Source organism: Moorena producens 3L, assembly GCF_000211815.1.
GTDB lineage: Bacteria > Cyanobacteriota > Cyanobacteriia > Cyanobacteriales > Coleofasciculaceae > Moorena > Moorena producens.
Genome location: NZ_GL890843.1, coordinates 21213 through 36576, shown reverse-complemented (window position 1 = coordinate 36576; position 15364 = coordinate 21213). Strand labels below are relative to the sequence as shown.

12 protein-coding genes are annotated in these 15364 nt (G+C 44.6%); 8 read left to right on the top strand and 4 right to left on the bottom strand.

Translation table 11 applies throughout. The features are described from left to right. Positions 1 to 105 precede the first annotated feature (105 nt). Together LYNGBM3L_RS09505 and LYNGBM3L_RS09500 are read left to right on the top strand one after the other, a co-directional pair. Positions 106 to 1131: a glycosyltransferase family 2 protein gene (locus LYNGBM3L_RS09505; RefSeq protein ID WP_008181809.1), complete on the top strand. Its 1026-nt coding sequence runs from the start codon at positions 106 to 108 to the stop codon at positions 1129 to 1131. 161 nt (positions 1132 to 1292) lie between these two features. Further along, positions 1293 to 2225, top strand: coding sequence for a glycosyltransferase family 2 protein (locus LYNGBM3L_RS09500; RefSeq protein WP_044492556.1), 933 nt, complete (start codon positions 1293 to 1295; stop codon positions 2223 to 2225). Here the strand turns inward: LYNGBM3L_RS09500 and LYNGBM3L_RS45595 are convergent. Next, positions 2222 to 2530, bottom strand: coding sequence for a hypothetical protein (locus LYNGBM3L_RS45595; RefSeq protein WP_008181807.1), 309 nt, complete (start codon positions 2528 to 2530; stop codon positions 2222 to 2224). The two genes, LYNGBM3L_RS09500 and LYNGBM3L_RS45595, sit on opposite strands and share 4 nt — an antisense overlap. A 236-nt stretch (positions 2531 to 2766) precedes the next feature. Between LYNGBM3L_RS45595 and LYNGBM3L_RS09495 the strand changes: the two genes are divergently transcribed. The 6 genes from LYNGBM3L_RS09495 (at position 2767) to LYNGBM3L_RS09460 (ending at position 13669) form a co-directional block, all read left to right on the top strand. Next, positions 2767 to 4236 carry an O-antigen ligase family protein gene (locus tag LYNGBM3L_RS09495; protein ID WP_008181806.1) on the top strand — a complete coding sequence of 490 codons (1470 nt, stop codon included), beginning with the start codon at positions 2767 to 2769 and terminating at the stop codon, positions 4234 to 4236. A 425-nt stretch (positions 4237 to 4661) separates the two neighbouring features. Continuing rightward, positions 4662 to 5726 (top strand): glycosyltransferase, encoded by a 1065-nt coding sequence (locus LYNGBM3L_RS09485; protein WP_008181793.1) that lies wholly within the window; start codon positions 4662 to 4664, stop codon positions 5724 to 5726. A gap of 74 nt (positions 5727 to 5800) precedes the next feature. After that, the gene (locus LYNGBM3L_RS09480; RefSeq protein ID WP_008181792.1) at positions 5801 to 7993 is read left to right on the top strand and encodes an NHL repeat-containing protein; all 2193 of its coding nucleotides are present in this window, start codon (positions 5801 to 5803) and stop codon (positions 7991 to 7993) included. A gap of 149 nt (positions 7994 to 8142) precedes the next feature. Then, the gene (locus LYNGBM3L_RS09475; RefSeq protein WP_008181791.1) at positions 8143 to 9258 is read left to right on the top strand and encodes a glycosyltransferase family 4 protein; all 1116 of its coding nucleotides are present in this window, start codon (positions 8143 to 8145) and stop codon (positions 9256 to 9258) included. Positions 9259 to 9450: 192 nt separating this feature from the next. Further along, on the top strand, positions 9451 to 10602 hold the full coding sequence (locus LYNGBM3L_RS09470) for a glycosyltransferase family 4 protein (RefSeq protein ID WP_008181789.1): 1152 nt from the start codon (positions 9451 to 9453) through the stop codon (positions 10600 to 10602). Between the two features lie 343 nt (positions 10603 to 10945). Next, positions 10946 to 13669, top strand: a complete 2724-nt coding sequence (locus LYNGBM3L_RS09460; RefSeq protein ID WP_008181787.1) for a hybrid sensor histidine kinase/response regulator — start codon at positions 10946 to 10948, stop codon at positions 13667 to 13669. Between the two features lie 240 nt (positions 13670 to 13909). On the opposite strand, the gene LYNGBM3L_RS09455 is transcribed toward LYNGBM3L_RS09460, so the two are convergent. The 3 genes from LYNGBM3L_RS09455 to LYNGBM3L_RS46425 all read right to left on the bottom strand — a co-directional run bounded on the left by LYNGBM3L_RS09455 (position 13910) and on the right by LYNGBM3L_RS46425 (position 15350). After that, positions 13910 to 14191, bottom strand: coding sequence for a hypothetical protein (locus tag LYNGBM3L_RS09455; protein ID WP_008181786.1), 282 nt, complete (start codon positions 14189 to 14191; stop codon positions 13910 to 13912). A gap of 308 nt (positions 14192 to 14499) precedes the next feature. Then, a complete protein-coding gene (locus LYNGBM3L_RS46430) occupies positions 14500 to 14988 on the bottom strand; it encodes a Fic family protein (protein ID WP_202799176.1) in 489 nt (162 codons plus the stop codon). Beyond that, positions 14922 to 15350 (bottom strand): hypothetical protein, encoded by a 429-nt coding sequence (locus tag LYNGBM3L_RS46425; RefSeq protein WP_008181783.1) that lies wholly within the window; start codon positions 15348 to 15350, stop codon positions 14922 to 14924. The genes LYNGBM3L_RS46430 and LYNGBM3L_RS46425 overlap by 67 nt, the downstream gene beginning before the upstream one ends. Between the last annotated feature and the right edge of the window lie 14 nt (positions 15351 to 15364).

Here is a 15364-nt window from a genome sequence, read left to right as displayed (position 1 = left end):
TTGTTGCTGTTGAATCAAAAAATAGCACTCTTGACGAAGGAAAATTCAACAGTTCTTACGGTTATTTGATTTTAACATAACTTTCGTATAAAGGAACTACTCCTGATGCAGGATATGAAACCAGTTGCTATTTGCATTCCTACCTATAATCAATCCCAGTACTTATGGGAGTCAGTGGGCAGCGCCTGCCGTCAAACCTATCCCAATGTGGAAGTTTGGGTGTCAGACGACGCTAGCACTGATGAAACCCCTGAGGTTATGGCACAACTATGCCAGCAGTTTCCTCAAGTACGGTACTATCGGCACCCTAAAAACCTAGGTATGGCCGCTAACAACAATTGGGTTTTGAAACAGCCAAACACTGAATTTATTGTTCGTTTGGATTCAGATGATGCCCTGTTACCCAACTATGTAGAAACGTTACTACCCCTGCTAGAGAAGCATCCAGAGGCGGGTTATGCCCATAGTGCTGTGCAGGAAATTGATGAACGCAGTAACAATCGAGATGTGCGACGTATTGCAAGACAGCACGAGTTTCAGAGCGCAGACGACTCACTACGAGCCGCAGTTTTTGGCGTAAAAGTAGCTGCAAATATCGCTATGTTTCGGGCTGAAGCGTTGCCAGCAGTTAGGTTTTATGAAGATAGTCCCGATTTTGTACAGGACTATAACATGTGGGTCAGAATGGCAGATGCGGGTTATGGCAACGTTTATGCCAATGAGATATTAGCGCGTTATCGCGTTTGGACTGATGCTAAAAATCTACGTCCTAAGCGTAAAAATATTGAATTACAAGGATGTATTCGGGTTTTTGAAGACAGTATCTTGCCTGGTTTTAAGCGACGGGGTTGGGATACAAAGGTGATTGAGGAGCAGCGTCGTAAACTGGCCTTAAGACACACAGCATACTGTTATCGTCCACTGTTCAATGAGGTAGAACGCACGGAGCTGATTGCTCTATTGAAAGAGTTAGGAGATTCACCAGCTTTGCGATTTCGCATGTTCTTATCGAGATGGGGCTTTCGTCCTGTCTTTGAATGGACAATTTCTATGGAATTACGGTTGAAAGGTATGGTGAAAGGTTGGTTAAGTACTCTACAGAGTTATTTACGGTCTCAAACAGCAGGATAGTAATCTGTTTAGAATTTAGAATGTAGAATTTAGAATTTAGAATGCCCGAATTCTACATTCTGCATTCTGCATTCTGCATTCTACATTCTGCATTCTACATTCTGCATTCTGACAAACAACCTTCAACCTCCAACCTTCAACCTAACTCAACCGTAGAAGAAATGAGAATAACTGTTATAGTCCCCACCTATCGCCGTCCAAAAGACCTAGAACGGTGTTTAGAGGCCCTGGAGAAGCAAACTCGACCAGTGGATGAGGTCTTGGTGATTGTACGGGATACTGATCCTGAAACTTGGGGGTTTCTTGAAGCATTCAACCCTGAGGTTTTACCCATGCGTCCTGTGAAATTAAGTATTCCCGGGCAAGTGGCCGCTCTCAACGCAGGTCTTGATGCAGCACAGGGAGATATTATTGCCATTACCGATGATGATGCTGCTCCCCGTGGCAATTGGTTAGCTTATATTGAAACTCACTTCCTGTCCGATCACCGGATCGGGGGTGTCGGTGGACGGGATTGGGTACATCTGGGTAACTACCTGGAAAATGGTGCTAGAGAACGAGTGGGTCGAGTGCAATGGTATGGACGGGTGATTGGTAATCATCACCTGGGGGTAGGTTTACCTCGGGAGGTGGATGTCCTTAAGGGCGCTAACATGAGCTATCGACGAACTGCTATATCGGGCTTGCGCTTTGATCAGCGTCTGCGAGGGACGGGAGCTCAAGTCCATAATGATCTGGGGTTTAGTCTAGCCCTAAGAAAAGCCGGTTGGAAGCTGATTTATGACCCAGGGGTAGCAGTAGACCACTATCCAGCACAGCGTTTTGATGAGGATCAGCGAGGCATAGTTTTTAGCGATACTGCCCTAATTAATGCGGCACATAATGAAACTATAGTTTTGTTAGATTACTTCCCTGTTCTACAACGGATTATATTTATAGTTTGGTCAACATTGGTGGGAACGCAAATTAAACCCGGTTTCCTGCAATGTTTGCGGTCTTTCCCCAAGGAAGGACTTTTAGCAGGACAAAAGTGGCTTGCTTCTTTGCGTGGACGTTGGCAGGGTTGGTTGAGCTGGAAAAAGTGCTTAGGCTAGCAAAAGAGACTGTTGAAGGTTGAATAAGGTTGAAGGTTGAATAAGGTTGAAGGTTGTTCGCGTAGCGTGGCCAAAGGCCAAGGTTGAAGGTTGTTCGCGTAGCGTGGCCAAAGGCCAAGATTGAAGGTTGAAGGTTGTTCGCGTAGCGTGGCCAAAGGCCAAGGTTGAAGGTTGTTCGCGTAGCGTGGCCAAAGGCCAAGGTTGAAGGTTGTTCGCGTAGCGTGGCCAAAGGCCAAGATTGAAGGTTGACTGTTGACTAAATGTGGAAAGGGAACAGGAAATAGGGAATAAGAAATAGGGAACATGAAATAGGGAACAGGCAGTCGAAAAATGACTACTAACTAATCTCTAATCAATACTAACTAATCTCTAATCAATACTAACTAATCTCTAATCTATCAGATCTAGCGTTTCTAATAGTTATTAAGTACATTTAATTTTATTACCCCTACTCCCTACTCCCTACTCCCTACTCCCTAAAACCTAGGACTTTTTCCCTCAGCCAATTGAGAACTACTGTGTATCTAATCCCTAACACCTAATGACAAAAGGAATTCCTATCAAACTAGAACCAGCCCCTGCTTGGACAGCTATCCTGTTATTTGTTGTGATTACAATACTGGGGATTATTGCTGGTGCTGGCAGCATTCTGCGTATTCTGTTGCCTGTGGTAGGGTTTGCCGTGGGCCTTTTTCTCTATCGACGGTATCCTGTGCTCTACTTAGGTTTTATGTGGTGGCTATGGTTTCTGATGCCATTGGTTCGTCGTTTAATTGACTATCGCAGTAACTGGGTTAATCCGAGTCCAGTATTGCTAGTAGCGCCTGTGGTGACATGGATTACTGTGGATACCTTTTTAAAATACCTTCCTAGAGCCTATAAACAGGGGGGTTTGCCTTTTATTTTAGGATTCACCAGTATTTTGTATGGCTTTATAATTGGTCTGATTAAAAGCACTCCTATTTTCGCTATTCGAGGACTGATCGACTGGTTTACCCCAATTCTGTTAGGTTTCTACTTATTTATAAATTGGCGAGATTATCCTCGCTATCGCGAAAACATTCAGCGCACATTCCTCTGGGGTGTCTTGGTGATGGGAGTCTATGGCATAGTGCAATATGTGATTGCACCAGAGTGGGATCGATTTTGGCTGATTAACGCCAGAATGTTCTCGATGGGGAATCCCGAACCGTTTGGTATTCGTTTGTGGAGCACGATGAATTCCACTGGACCGTTTGCCGCAACCATGATGGTGGGTCTGCTGTTGTTATTTAATAATCAAAGTCCTTTACGTATTCCTGCTTCCATAGCTGGTTACTTGTCTTTTCTACTCACGTTGTCACGGACGATGTGGGCGAGCTGGTTCTTTGGACTAGCTTCCCTAACCAGTTCACTCAAACCCAAAATCCAGATGCGCATCATTATTTCTATCCTGGTCATGGCAATTTGTATCGTGCCGTTAACCACGATTGAGCCATTCTCGGAGGTAATTGGTAGTCGTTTGGCAACATTTTCTGACCTTGGAAATGATCACAGTGCGGAAGTTAGACAACAGATCTATGAAGAGAGTCTTGGCAAAGCTCTTTCTATGGCTTTAGGTAATGGGATTGGAAATACATTCACTATCGAACAAGGGGAAATCCGAAGCGTTGTGATTGACAGTGGCATTTTAGATATGTTTTTTACCCTAGGCTGGTTTGGAACTCTCCCGTATATGTCTGGATTGCTCCTGCTGGTATATAGTGTTTTCCAATATCCTGAGATTCGCCGTGATTCCTTCATGAGTGCTGCTCGTGCTATTGGTTTGAGTAATTTAATCGGGCTACCGATTGGTAGCGCTATGCTTGGTGTTGGGGGATGTTATATTTGGGGATTTTTGGGTCTAACTATGGCAGCACATAAGTATCACCAGCATCAAAATAAGCTTTCTTCTGAAATGGAAAGTATTGCTGAAGTGAAGACTGCTAAAGATAAGAATTATGAAAATTTTCTGATCAATAGCACTGACTGAAGAATAACAGAAGTAGGAGATGGAAAGGAACAGCCGGATGGTAAGTATTCAGCTATCAGCTATCAGCTATCAGCTATCAGCTATCAGCTATCAGCTATCAGCTATCAGCTATCAGCTATCAGCTATCAGTCAAAGGCCTTGGCCTATGGCCACCCTACGGGAATGGGCACGTTACTTGAGATGCTATCAGCTTTTGAATCAAACAGGTAAGCATTGGTTTAATAGTCACGAAAGTCAAATCCCTTGTGGCCTGTGCCACAAAGCACCTCAAGTAGCGTGAGCTTTTAGCTCACGGCTGACGGCTGACGGCTGACGGCTGACGGCTGAATGCTTACGCCGGATGTTTCAACTACCAATTCCTAACTAACTTATAAACTAACTCATAGGTCAAATATGGCGGTGCTTTGCTTTTTGGGAGAGGTTTGATGCGTATACTCCATATCTTAAACCATATTAAACAAACTGGTAATGGTATTGTCAATGTAGCGATTGACGTTGCCTGTGAGCAAGCCAAAGCGGGTCATGAGGTTGCTATTGCCTCTGCTGGCGGCGGATATGAAACATTGCTAAGCCGTTATGGCGTCACTCACTTTGAACTCGATCAGACCCGAAAACCGTTGCATCTGCTCAAGGCTGCTGGGCGTTATCGAGGGATAATCGCAGAATTTCAGCCAGATATTGTCCATGGACACATGATGACGGGAGTAGTCCTAGCTCGGTTCCTACGGGGTTCAGCAAAGTATAAGCTAGTATCCCATATTCACAATGTTCACCAACGTAGCTCAGTAGTGATGGGATTGGCTGAACGGGTGATTTCCGTGAGTGATGCAGTAGCAATCTCGATGTCTAAGCGGGGTATTCCCATGGGGAAAATGCCTGTGATCAAGAATTGCACTCTAGGCAGTCCCCGATTACCTGCTTTAGATACCTGCACTGCTAAAGCTTTGGAACATCCGGCTATTGTGACAGTAGCTGGCATGAACCGACGTAAAGGAATTACTGAGTTAATTAGCGCTTTTGAGCCGGTTGCTAAGAGTTCTCCTAAGGCACATTTGTATTTAGTCGGAGATGGTCCCGACCGTCAAATGTTTGAAACTCAAGCTGCGGCATCGTCAGTTGCTGATCGTATCCACTTCGAGGGTTTTCAAAAAAATCCTCAAGCTTACATGATGGCAGCGGATGTTTTTGTCCTGGCTTCACACCGTGAGTCTTTCGGTCTGGTTTTGATGGAAGCACGACAGGTGGGTTGCCCGATTGTTGCTACTAGGGTGGATGGTATTCCTGAAGTACTAGATTACGGAAAGGCAGGAGTGCTAGTTCCTCCTAAAAATGCGATCGCACTGGCAGATCAGATCGAGATGCTTCTGGCTAGTCCGTCTGAACAGGATAGATTAAGACGTGCAGCACAGCAAAACATTGAGGAACTAACCGTCACCACTATGGTGGAGAAGATTATTACTGTCTACCATCAGCTTCTAAAACGTTCCTAAGGAAGCTTGACGGCTAGCTACCCCAGGTTGCAGGCTCCAGTCTTTTAAATAGTTTCGAGTTCAGGGAAAAAACTATGTCAATACGTATCCCGGAATGGCAATATGCTGCGATTGTTCCTCTGATCGCTGTTTTGGTAATTATTGTCCATTCTGTGATTAGCAACAATGACACTATAACTGCTGAATCCAACCCAAGCCAACGCTTGACTTACACTACCTCTTGGATCGGTAATACCTATGGTCCCGGAGGTGATCTTCCGGGCAAGGATAAACATGTCCAGCTATCGATGTTAGCGATGGCTGTAAGTCCCGATGGTACGGTTTATGGTAATGCTCCCTGGGATGAAGCTGGTAGAGAAGGGGGGGTTTATAAAAATGGTGATGTTCTTGGTCAACTGGATGCTACCCATGGTTGGGGACGATCCGGGGGAACTGCGATCGCAGTTAATGATAACTATATTTACATGGCGATGACACAAAAGGGTCGCTATGGGGTAGGGTATCCTAATTCTGATGATAAATGGTATTGTGTTCGTCGCTATAACAGAAGTAATTATAAAGGAGCAAAGTTTAAGGGGGGTAATGGCTATGATAAGAGTATGTTGATTATCAATACCAATCAAGGTTTGATTCGGGGAATCGCAGCAGATAATAGTCGCTTATATGTTAGTGATACGCCTAACAATAAAATCAAAGTTTATGATGCCCAGACCATGAAACCGGTTAAAGAATGGTCAGTAAATCAACCGGGTAAGTTAGCCTTAGATAAAACTGGATCCTTGTGGGTTATTCAGAACAAGACCAATAAGATCCTTAAGTTAAATACAGAAACGGGCAAAGTTCAAGGCAAACTTGATTCGGTTAGCATCCCTACAGCTATTGTTGTGGATAATCAAAATCGCCTCTTAGTAGGAGATGGTGGACCTGATAATCAGATTAAAATATTTAAAAATCTAGACAGCAGTGGCAATCCAACTCCTGATGGAACCTTTGGTGTTAAAGGGGGAATTTATGCCGGAAGTCCTCGGGAAATTGGAAAAATCAGACCCTTACATTTTAATTCCATTACCGGGATTGGAGTCGATCAGGATAATAATATTTATGTCGCCAGTGATCCCAGTCGGATTTACGCTTGGCAAGCAGGTGGATTAACCGTGGATAGCTACAAACTGGATGGGACTCTCAATTGGAAATTGCAAGGTCTCTTATTTATTGACATTCCTGATATTGATCCAGCGGCTGAAACTGTTGTTCATACGAAAAATCAACAGTTTAAACTAGATTACAGTAAATCATCAGGTCAAGAATGGACTCATGTCGCCCATACCGTTAATCCCTTTAAGTATCCTAATGATAATCGAATTAAGAAGACTATCAAGCATAATGCTGGTGCGATGATTCGCCGGGTTAAGGGTCGGAAGCTGATGTTTACCAATAGTATGTATACCGAGTCAGCTGGTATCCATGTTTATCGGTTTAATCCGGCAACTGATGGGGAAGTCGCTATTCCCACTGCCTCATTTTGGGGAAGTCAATTGGATTATCGCTATTGGCAAGATAAAAACGGTAATGGACAAGAGGAACAGGCTGAACAAGGTCAATATAATCAAGGACAAAATTATCGGGGTTGGGCATTTTGGCCTGATGATGACGGTAATATCTGGATAGGTACATCAAGAAACGGGATTAAAAAACTATCCCTTAAACGGTTTGATTCTTACGGCAGCCCGATTTACGATATTAACCACCAAAAATCCTTTGAAATGCCAAAGGAATTTAAAATTATTCAACGACTTGAGTATCATCCAAAAACCGATACCATGTATATTGCTGGATATTCTCCGACGTTTAATACCAGGGGTGATTGGGGATTGATTGGTAACAGAGCTGTCAAATATATCAATTGGAGTAAAGCGCCACAAAAAGCCGGTGAAATAGTCATTGCTTACAATCAAAACTCCAAAGGAGTCAGACCAGATTTACCGAAAAGTATGGCTGTTTATGGAGACTATTTATTTGTCGGCTATGTCGATAATAGTTTTGAAAAAGATCCGAATCGATACCCTAAAGTGCGAGTTTATGATTTTCGCACAGGTCAAGAGATTGGCAAAATAAATCCCGGCCCAGAAGTAAAATCAACCACAGGTTGGCTGGATGTCCCGATGGCCTTAAGAGTAGTGCGAATAAAAAATGGAGAATACTTGCTATTTGCCGAAGAGGATTTTTACGCTAAAGCTTTAATGTACCGCATAAAGATAGACCCCTAATATCAAGTCTGCTCGAAAACTACTTCTTCCCTCCCCCCTCTCCCCACACTCTACTCCCTACTCCCTACTCCCTACTCCCTACTCCCTACTCCCTTTGCTTTAACAAACACTATCGAGGCTCTAGTACTGTGAAAACACTTCAAATCGGTATGGGTTGGTTCCCTGAACAAGCAGGAGGACTCAACCGGGTTTATTACGATTGCACTCGTTACTTACCCCAAGCTGGTGTGGAGATGCATGGCTTAGTGGCAGGCTCAACCGCTGTATCTGAAAACTCCGGTGGTCAAGTCCAAGCCTTTGCTAGCCATCAATCTCCTCTCTGGCAACGCTGGAGCAGTATCCGACAGGCAATGCATCGAGTGCTGAAGGAGGAAGACTACCCCCTAGTAGTGTCCCACTTCGCTTTATATACCTTTCCAATCCTCGATCAATTAGACAGTCGCCCAATGGTGATGCACTTCCAAGGGCCTTGGGCCTTAGAAGGGCATGTAGAAGGCAGCAATACCGTTGCGACTCGGTTAAAATGGATGCTAGAGCGGGTGACGTACAAACGGATAGCCCAGTTTATCGTACTTTCTGAGGCTTTCCGCAACACCTTGCACCAAGAGTATCATATCCCACTAGAGCGCATTCACATCATTCCTCCGGGGGTTGATACCGAGCGTTTCGACACCACCATTACACCCCAGGAAGCACGGTCAAAACTAGGCTGGCCTCAAGATCGACCAATTATCTTAGCTGTGCGACGGTTAGCTAAACGCATGGGCTTAGAAAATTTAATTGCAGCAGTGGATCAGGTGCGTAAGCGCTATCCAGACGTGCTGTTACTGATAGCGGGTAAAGGCACACTGATGCCAACCTTGCAAGCACAGATTGAAGCATTAGGACTCACTGAGCATGTCCGCTTGTTAGGTTTTGTGTCGGACCAAGATTTAGCCCTAGCTTACCGTGCTGCAACTTTCTCAGTTGTGCCAACCGTGGCATGGGAAGGCTTTGGTCTGATTGTTATTGAGTCATTGGTGAATGGAACGCCAGTTCTTGGAACACCTGTAGATAGTATTCCAGAGATTTTACAGCCTTTTTCGGAAGACTTATTGTTTGAAGGGACTTCTGTTGATCAACTTGCTCAGGGCATGATCGAGGTATTTTCTGGTCAGCGTCAACTACCTAGCTCTGAGGCTTGTGAAGCTTATGTTCATGAGCACTATACTTGGCCGGTGATTGCTCAACGAATTAAATCTGTTTATCAAGCTGCCATGGATTAATATAGCAATTTTTAATCAGGTGAGGTACTTTCATTATTGGTTTTAGGGAGCAGGGAGCTGCGATAAGCAAGCAAGTAAAAAAAAGGGAATGTACCTCATTAAATTAGAAAACGCTATAGCTGAGATCAGTTATGAGATTAGCTTGTCAGCTTTTGCACGTTTGAAACACTCTTTTTTGGACTACCCACTTTTATGAAGCGCCGTCGAGTCCTTTTTGTCGATCATGCCGCCGTTTTGGGCGGAGCTGAGTTGAGCCTGCTGGATCTGGCCACTGCCTACCGGGACACCAGCGAAGTACTACTGTTTGCCGATGGCCCGTTCCGGGAACGGCTCGAAGCTGCACAGGTGAAGGTCAAGGTCATACCTGCACCCCAAGCCATCTTATCCGTAAGGAGTTCAGGGGGACTCAGCGCCGCTCTCAAGGCATTACCTCCCCTGTGGTGGATGGCTTGTCGAATAGCAGCAGTTGGACGTGAGTTTGAGCTAGTACACGCCAACTCCCAAAAAGCTTTCATTGCTGCTGCGATCGCAACATTGATGGGCGGTCCTCCCGTGGTTTGGCACCTGCGAGATATTGTGACCGCACCACACTTTAGCTCCCTCAATCGTGCCATAGCCGTTTTCCTAGCTAATCGTCTAGCATCTCAAGTATTGGTCAATTCTCGTGCTACTGGTCAAGCCTTTATCGCTGCTGGGGGACGTAAAGACCTAGTAACACTGGTTTACGGCGGTATTGGTTCAGACCCCTTCGATAATCTGGCATCGGATCAATCAGCTCAAATCCGTGACCAGCTCGGCATTGGTGATGCTCCACTTGTTGGTGTATTCAGTCGGCTATCTTACTGGAAAGGTCAGCATATTCTACTAGAAGCCTTACAGGAACTCCCCAATGTACACGCGCTGTTGGTTGGTGAAGCCCTATTTGGTGAAGCAGAATACGCCTCACGGCTCGAAGCTATGGCTGCGGCACCAGAACTTGCTGGTCGTGTTCACATGCTGGGATTTCGCAATGACGTGCCAGCATTGATGTCTGCTTGTAATATTGTAGTCCATACCTCTACTGAACCGGAACCCTTTGGTCGGGTGATTGTGGAGGGTCAGTTGGCAAAACGACCCGTAGTTGCTGCTGCGGCTGGTGGTGCAGTGGAATTGATTCAGGATGGCGAGACTGGTCACTTGGTATCGCCAGGAGATTCAGTAGCACTGGCGAAGGTGATTGGTGAATTGCTCAGTGATCCAAGGGCTGCAGATAGGCTAGCCAAAGATGGTTATATCCATGCTAAGTCTACTTTTTCCCTGGAATCCCTGTTGATGACCTTTGACCAAGCTCTGAACAAGGTATAGCGCTGTGTGTGGGGCCCGGGCGCGGGGAGTGTGGGGAGTGTGGGACCCGGGCGCGGGGAGTGTGGGGCCCGGGCGCGGGGAGATGGGAAAGATTGTTATAGCGTTCCTGATACTGATGAGGTACATTCAATACCCAATTGAAAACGCTATAAGCGCTAGAAATAAGAAGCAAACTTGGCAAAAAAAGCTGGTATTTCGTTCTTTTTTTGGGGAAGACTCAGATCAGAGCAATCCTGATCACGATCTCATCGTCAACAGCCGATTGCTACCAATACCATGATTTCAGCCAAACTGAAATCTAGCTCAAGGTTGAAGAGCAATTGTTTTTTTCAAAGTCATGACGATGACCATCAAACCCCTCAACCGTTTGGTTTCCAAGGTTTCCTTAGGAACTGTCCTGATTGTTCCTTTTGTATTGCAGATCTTCACAGCGGTTGGATTAGTAGGATATCTCTCCTTTAGAAATGGCGAGAAAGCGGTTAATAAACTTGCACTCCAGTTACAGAGCGAAATCACTAACCGCGTCCAAGAGCATCTGAATAATTACTTAGAGTACCCTTATATTATTGTTCAAAGTAATATCAATGCTTGGCAGCTCCAACAATTAAGTTTTAACAATCTTGCTGTCTTGGAACGTCACCTCTGGAAACAAGTCAAACTATTTGAGTCTGTTCGTTCCATTTATATTGCAGGCAATCCGGAAAAGCTAGAATATGCCTTTGCCAGACGGGAACCAGATGGAAAATTCGTTGTTAAGGACTTCGGAGATTTTCCGATGCGCAATACCTATGCTTTAGACGACCAAGGTCAGCGGACTCAGTTGTTGGTCTCCAAACCCTTCTATCCGCGCAAAAGGCCCTGGTATATCAGTGCGGTAGAGTCACCATTACCCAGATGGAGCAAAATTTACAACTTTTCTGATGATGGTAAACTCGGAATCACTTTGTCTGCCCCTGTTCAAGACGAGACAGGAAATTTTCGTGGTGTTATAGCTGTTGATCTTATTCTTAGCCTGATTAGTGATTTCCTGCGGGGACTCACCATCAGTCCTTCTGGTCAAGTTTTTCTTTTAGAACCGTCAGGAGAGTTAATTGCTAGTTCAACATCTGAACAACCATTTGTACTCAGCCATCAAGACAATCCACCTAAACGATTGAAGGCCACAGACAGTCAAAACCCATTAACCCAAATTACAGCACAGTATTTGCTTGAAAACCTTGGCAATCTTTCCAAAATTGAAGCAGCACAGCAGTTTAACTTTAAGCTTGATGGAGAACGTCAATTTGTCCAAATTACTCCTCTGAATAACCAGCGCGGTTTGGATTGGCTAGTGGTAGTTGTCATCCCAGAGTCAGATTTTATGGCGGAAATTAACGCCAATACCAGGCTCTCCATACTGTTGTGTATTTACGCTCTAATTATAGCAACAATCATTGGCATTTTTACAGCACGGTGGGTAATAAAACCGATTTTACATCTCAATAGGGCTGCTAAAGACATTGCTAAAGGGAAATGGAATAAAACTTTAACTATTAAGCGCTCCGATGAAGTCGGGGAATTGAGTGAATCCTTTAACCAAATGGCACGGCAACTTAAAGAATCCTTTGAAACCTTAGAGCAACGGGTGGAAGCACGCACGGCGGAAATCGCAGAGGCGAAAGACAAAGCAGAAGTTGCCAACCAGGCTAAAAGCGAATTTCTCTCGAATATGAGTCATGAATTGCGCACCCCCCTCAACGGCATTCTTGGCTATGCTCAAATTCTTAAGCGAGAACATAATCTCAGTTTCCGCCAAACTGATGGTTTAGAAATTATCCACAAAAGCGGGATTCATTTGTTGACCCTAATCAACGACATCTTAGACCTATCCAAAATCGAAGCCCGTAAAATGGAACTCTACCCCGATGATATCCATTTTGCTAACTTCCTCGACAGTGTTGTGGGAGTGATAAAAATGCGGGCGTTGGAGAAAGATATTTTGTTCAAATACCAAACTGAATCTAACTTACCTATTGGAATTATAGCTGATGAAAAACGACTTCGACAAGTATTACTAAACTTGTTAGGAAACGCCATTAAATTTACCGAGCAAGGTCAAGTAACCTTGGGGGTGAGGGTTAAGGAGTATCAAGTTAATACTTCTACTATTTGTTTTGATATTATTGACACTGGGGTAGGTATGAATCCCCAGCAGTTACATAAAATATTCCTACCTTTTGAACAAGTGGGTGATACTCAACGCCGCTCTGAGGGCACAGGTTTAGGATTAGCTATCACTAAACAATTAGTAGAATTGATGGGTGGTGAACTCAAGGTCACCAGTGAATTGGGTAAAGGGTCAAAATTCTGGTTTGAAGTTAGTTTTAATCTGGCAGCGATCAGTGGGGAAACTAAAGCTGAAATACCAGATAAAATTATAGGATATCGAGGTAAAAAACGTAGGCTATTGGTGGTAGATGACAAACTCGAAAACCGCTTAGTTCTTGAGAATATGCTTGCACCCTTGGGATTTGAGGTGGTCACTGGTGAAGATGGTGAGCAGGAAGTTGACTTGGCTCAACAAATCCAACCGGATCTGATTTTGAGCGATTTAGTTATGCCGGTTAAAAGTGGGTTTGAAGCCATTAAGGAAATTCGCCAAATCCCAGAGATTAGGGAAGTGCCAATTATTGCTATCTCTGCTAGTGTACTGGATATGGATCAGAAAAAGAGTCAAATTGCTGGTTGTGATGCCTTTTTGTCCAAACCCGTAGATGAACCAAAGTTATTGAGCTTGTTAGGAAAGTATTTACATCTGGAGTGGGTTTACGAACAGAATGATCAGGTTTCAAAGATAAACCCTGAAAACGGTTCAGTGGAGCCAACTGAACTAGTGATTCCGCCACTAGAAGAGATGGAAGTGCTGTATGAGTTGGCGATGTTGGGCAGTATGAAAAAAATTCGGGAGCGAGCTATCTACCTGGAAGAACTGGATCACAAATATATGGCTTTTGCTAACAACCTCAAAGAGTTAGCCCAAGGGTTTCAAGAAGATAAGATTCTTGCCTTAGTGGAACAATATTTGTAATATCTAGCAGGGAACAGGGAAAGAGAACGAGGTGTTGTAAGTGTTTCAAGTGTGTTAAGTGTGTTAAGTGTTGTAAGTTTTTTAAGTGTGGGGAGATGGGGAGTCAGATCAGCAACTGTTGTGCTTGCCACTGGGCTTTGAAGGTGCGGACATAAGCCTGAGCACACAGCTTCTCCAACGGAAATTCCCCTTAAATAGGTACTAACTAGCTTGTCAGTACCTATTTAATAGGTACAGTACCTATTTCTTCCGCCAACGGGCATCTGGCCCTCGCCCAAGGCATTCGAGCCGCCCAGCTTTCCTTTCCTGGCGCAAGATACGACGAATCAGATCAATTCCTACAGTAGGACATTGATCCTGTAAATGCTTGATCGAAAAATCTCCAACTATATTGTTAATGGCATCTAGCACCATCGCTGTTTTAGCGCCTTTGGTTGAGGTTACTAACCCAACCCGTTGCTCAAAATCCCGGTACGCTGATAGCACCAACACTCCCAGAAAATACTCCCACCAAGGTAACAAACTATGCTGTCCCTGATGCCAGCTTTGGGAGGACTGTTGACACTCCCCGTCCTAGAAGAACGGGGATTCTTGGATCTACGACTCGTCTTGCTATCCCTTGCCGGAACCAGGAAAAGTAGAGGACAAATCTCCCCGAGCGTTTAGATCATGGATCCAGGTTTCGGTGTGCCCCACCGTACCTTTTTATATGGATAGACAGATACTTTTTCTTATCTAATTTTTCATAGACGTTATAGTCGTTAGACCAAATTACGCAATACGTATCTAATACATATTTTTTACGTTGTCTACTTATGATTAGATCATACCTATCTAAAGAAAAGTTTATTAATTATACTCTTATTATAGCACACAAAAGGAAAAGCAGTCCTAGAAGGATGGGGCGCGATTACCCAAAGTTTTTGGTAAAGTGTATCGTAGTAGCTTTCCTTTGTCCGTTCTACAATGCGTTCCAAACTAATAAACCGCCCCACCTCGTAACCAGCTTTGTATAGTAACAGTAGTGTCAGCAGCCGAGCCATCCGTCCATTGCCATCACTAAAAGGGTGGATGCACAGAAAATCTAAGACGTAGGTGGGGATGAGCAGTAAGGGTTCGATTTGCTCAGACTGCCAGAGGCGATTGAATTGTTCATGCAAGCGTTCCATCGCGGATGGTGTAGCATAAGCCGCAAGTGGTTGAAACCTCACAACCTTTGTACCATCTGGGTAAGTTTGGCTGATTTGATTATCTACCGACTTCCAGCGCCCACCCTCACCAACAGAAAACTGATAAAGGTCACGATGCAGCTGTAACACCACCCCTGGAGTGAAAGGGATGTTAGCATAGCTGCTGTGGATGGTACTAAGTACATCTCGATAGCCAGCAATTTCTTGTTCGGAGCGATCGCTTTTAGCGGAAGCGAAGCTTCATCGCGGGGCGTAGTTTTTTCCGCTACCAGTTCCTTGATGCGTTCCAGGGGCACTGTAATGCCTTCTATGCGGTTGGAGGACTCCGTACTCTGAATAATCGCCGCCTGACGTAGTGTTTGCAAAACTTGGGGTGACTGTTCTTTGAACAGTTCTTGCTTGCCTTTGTACTCACCAATCAGCCGGATAGTACGCAGTAGATTTTGAGTAATCAGCTGGCGCTCAATAAAACCTGGTTCAAACGACTGCATGGGTAATTCCTATC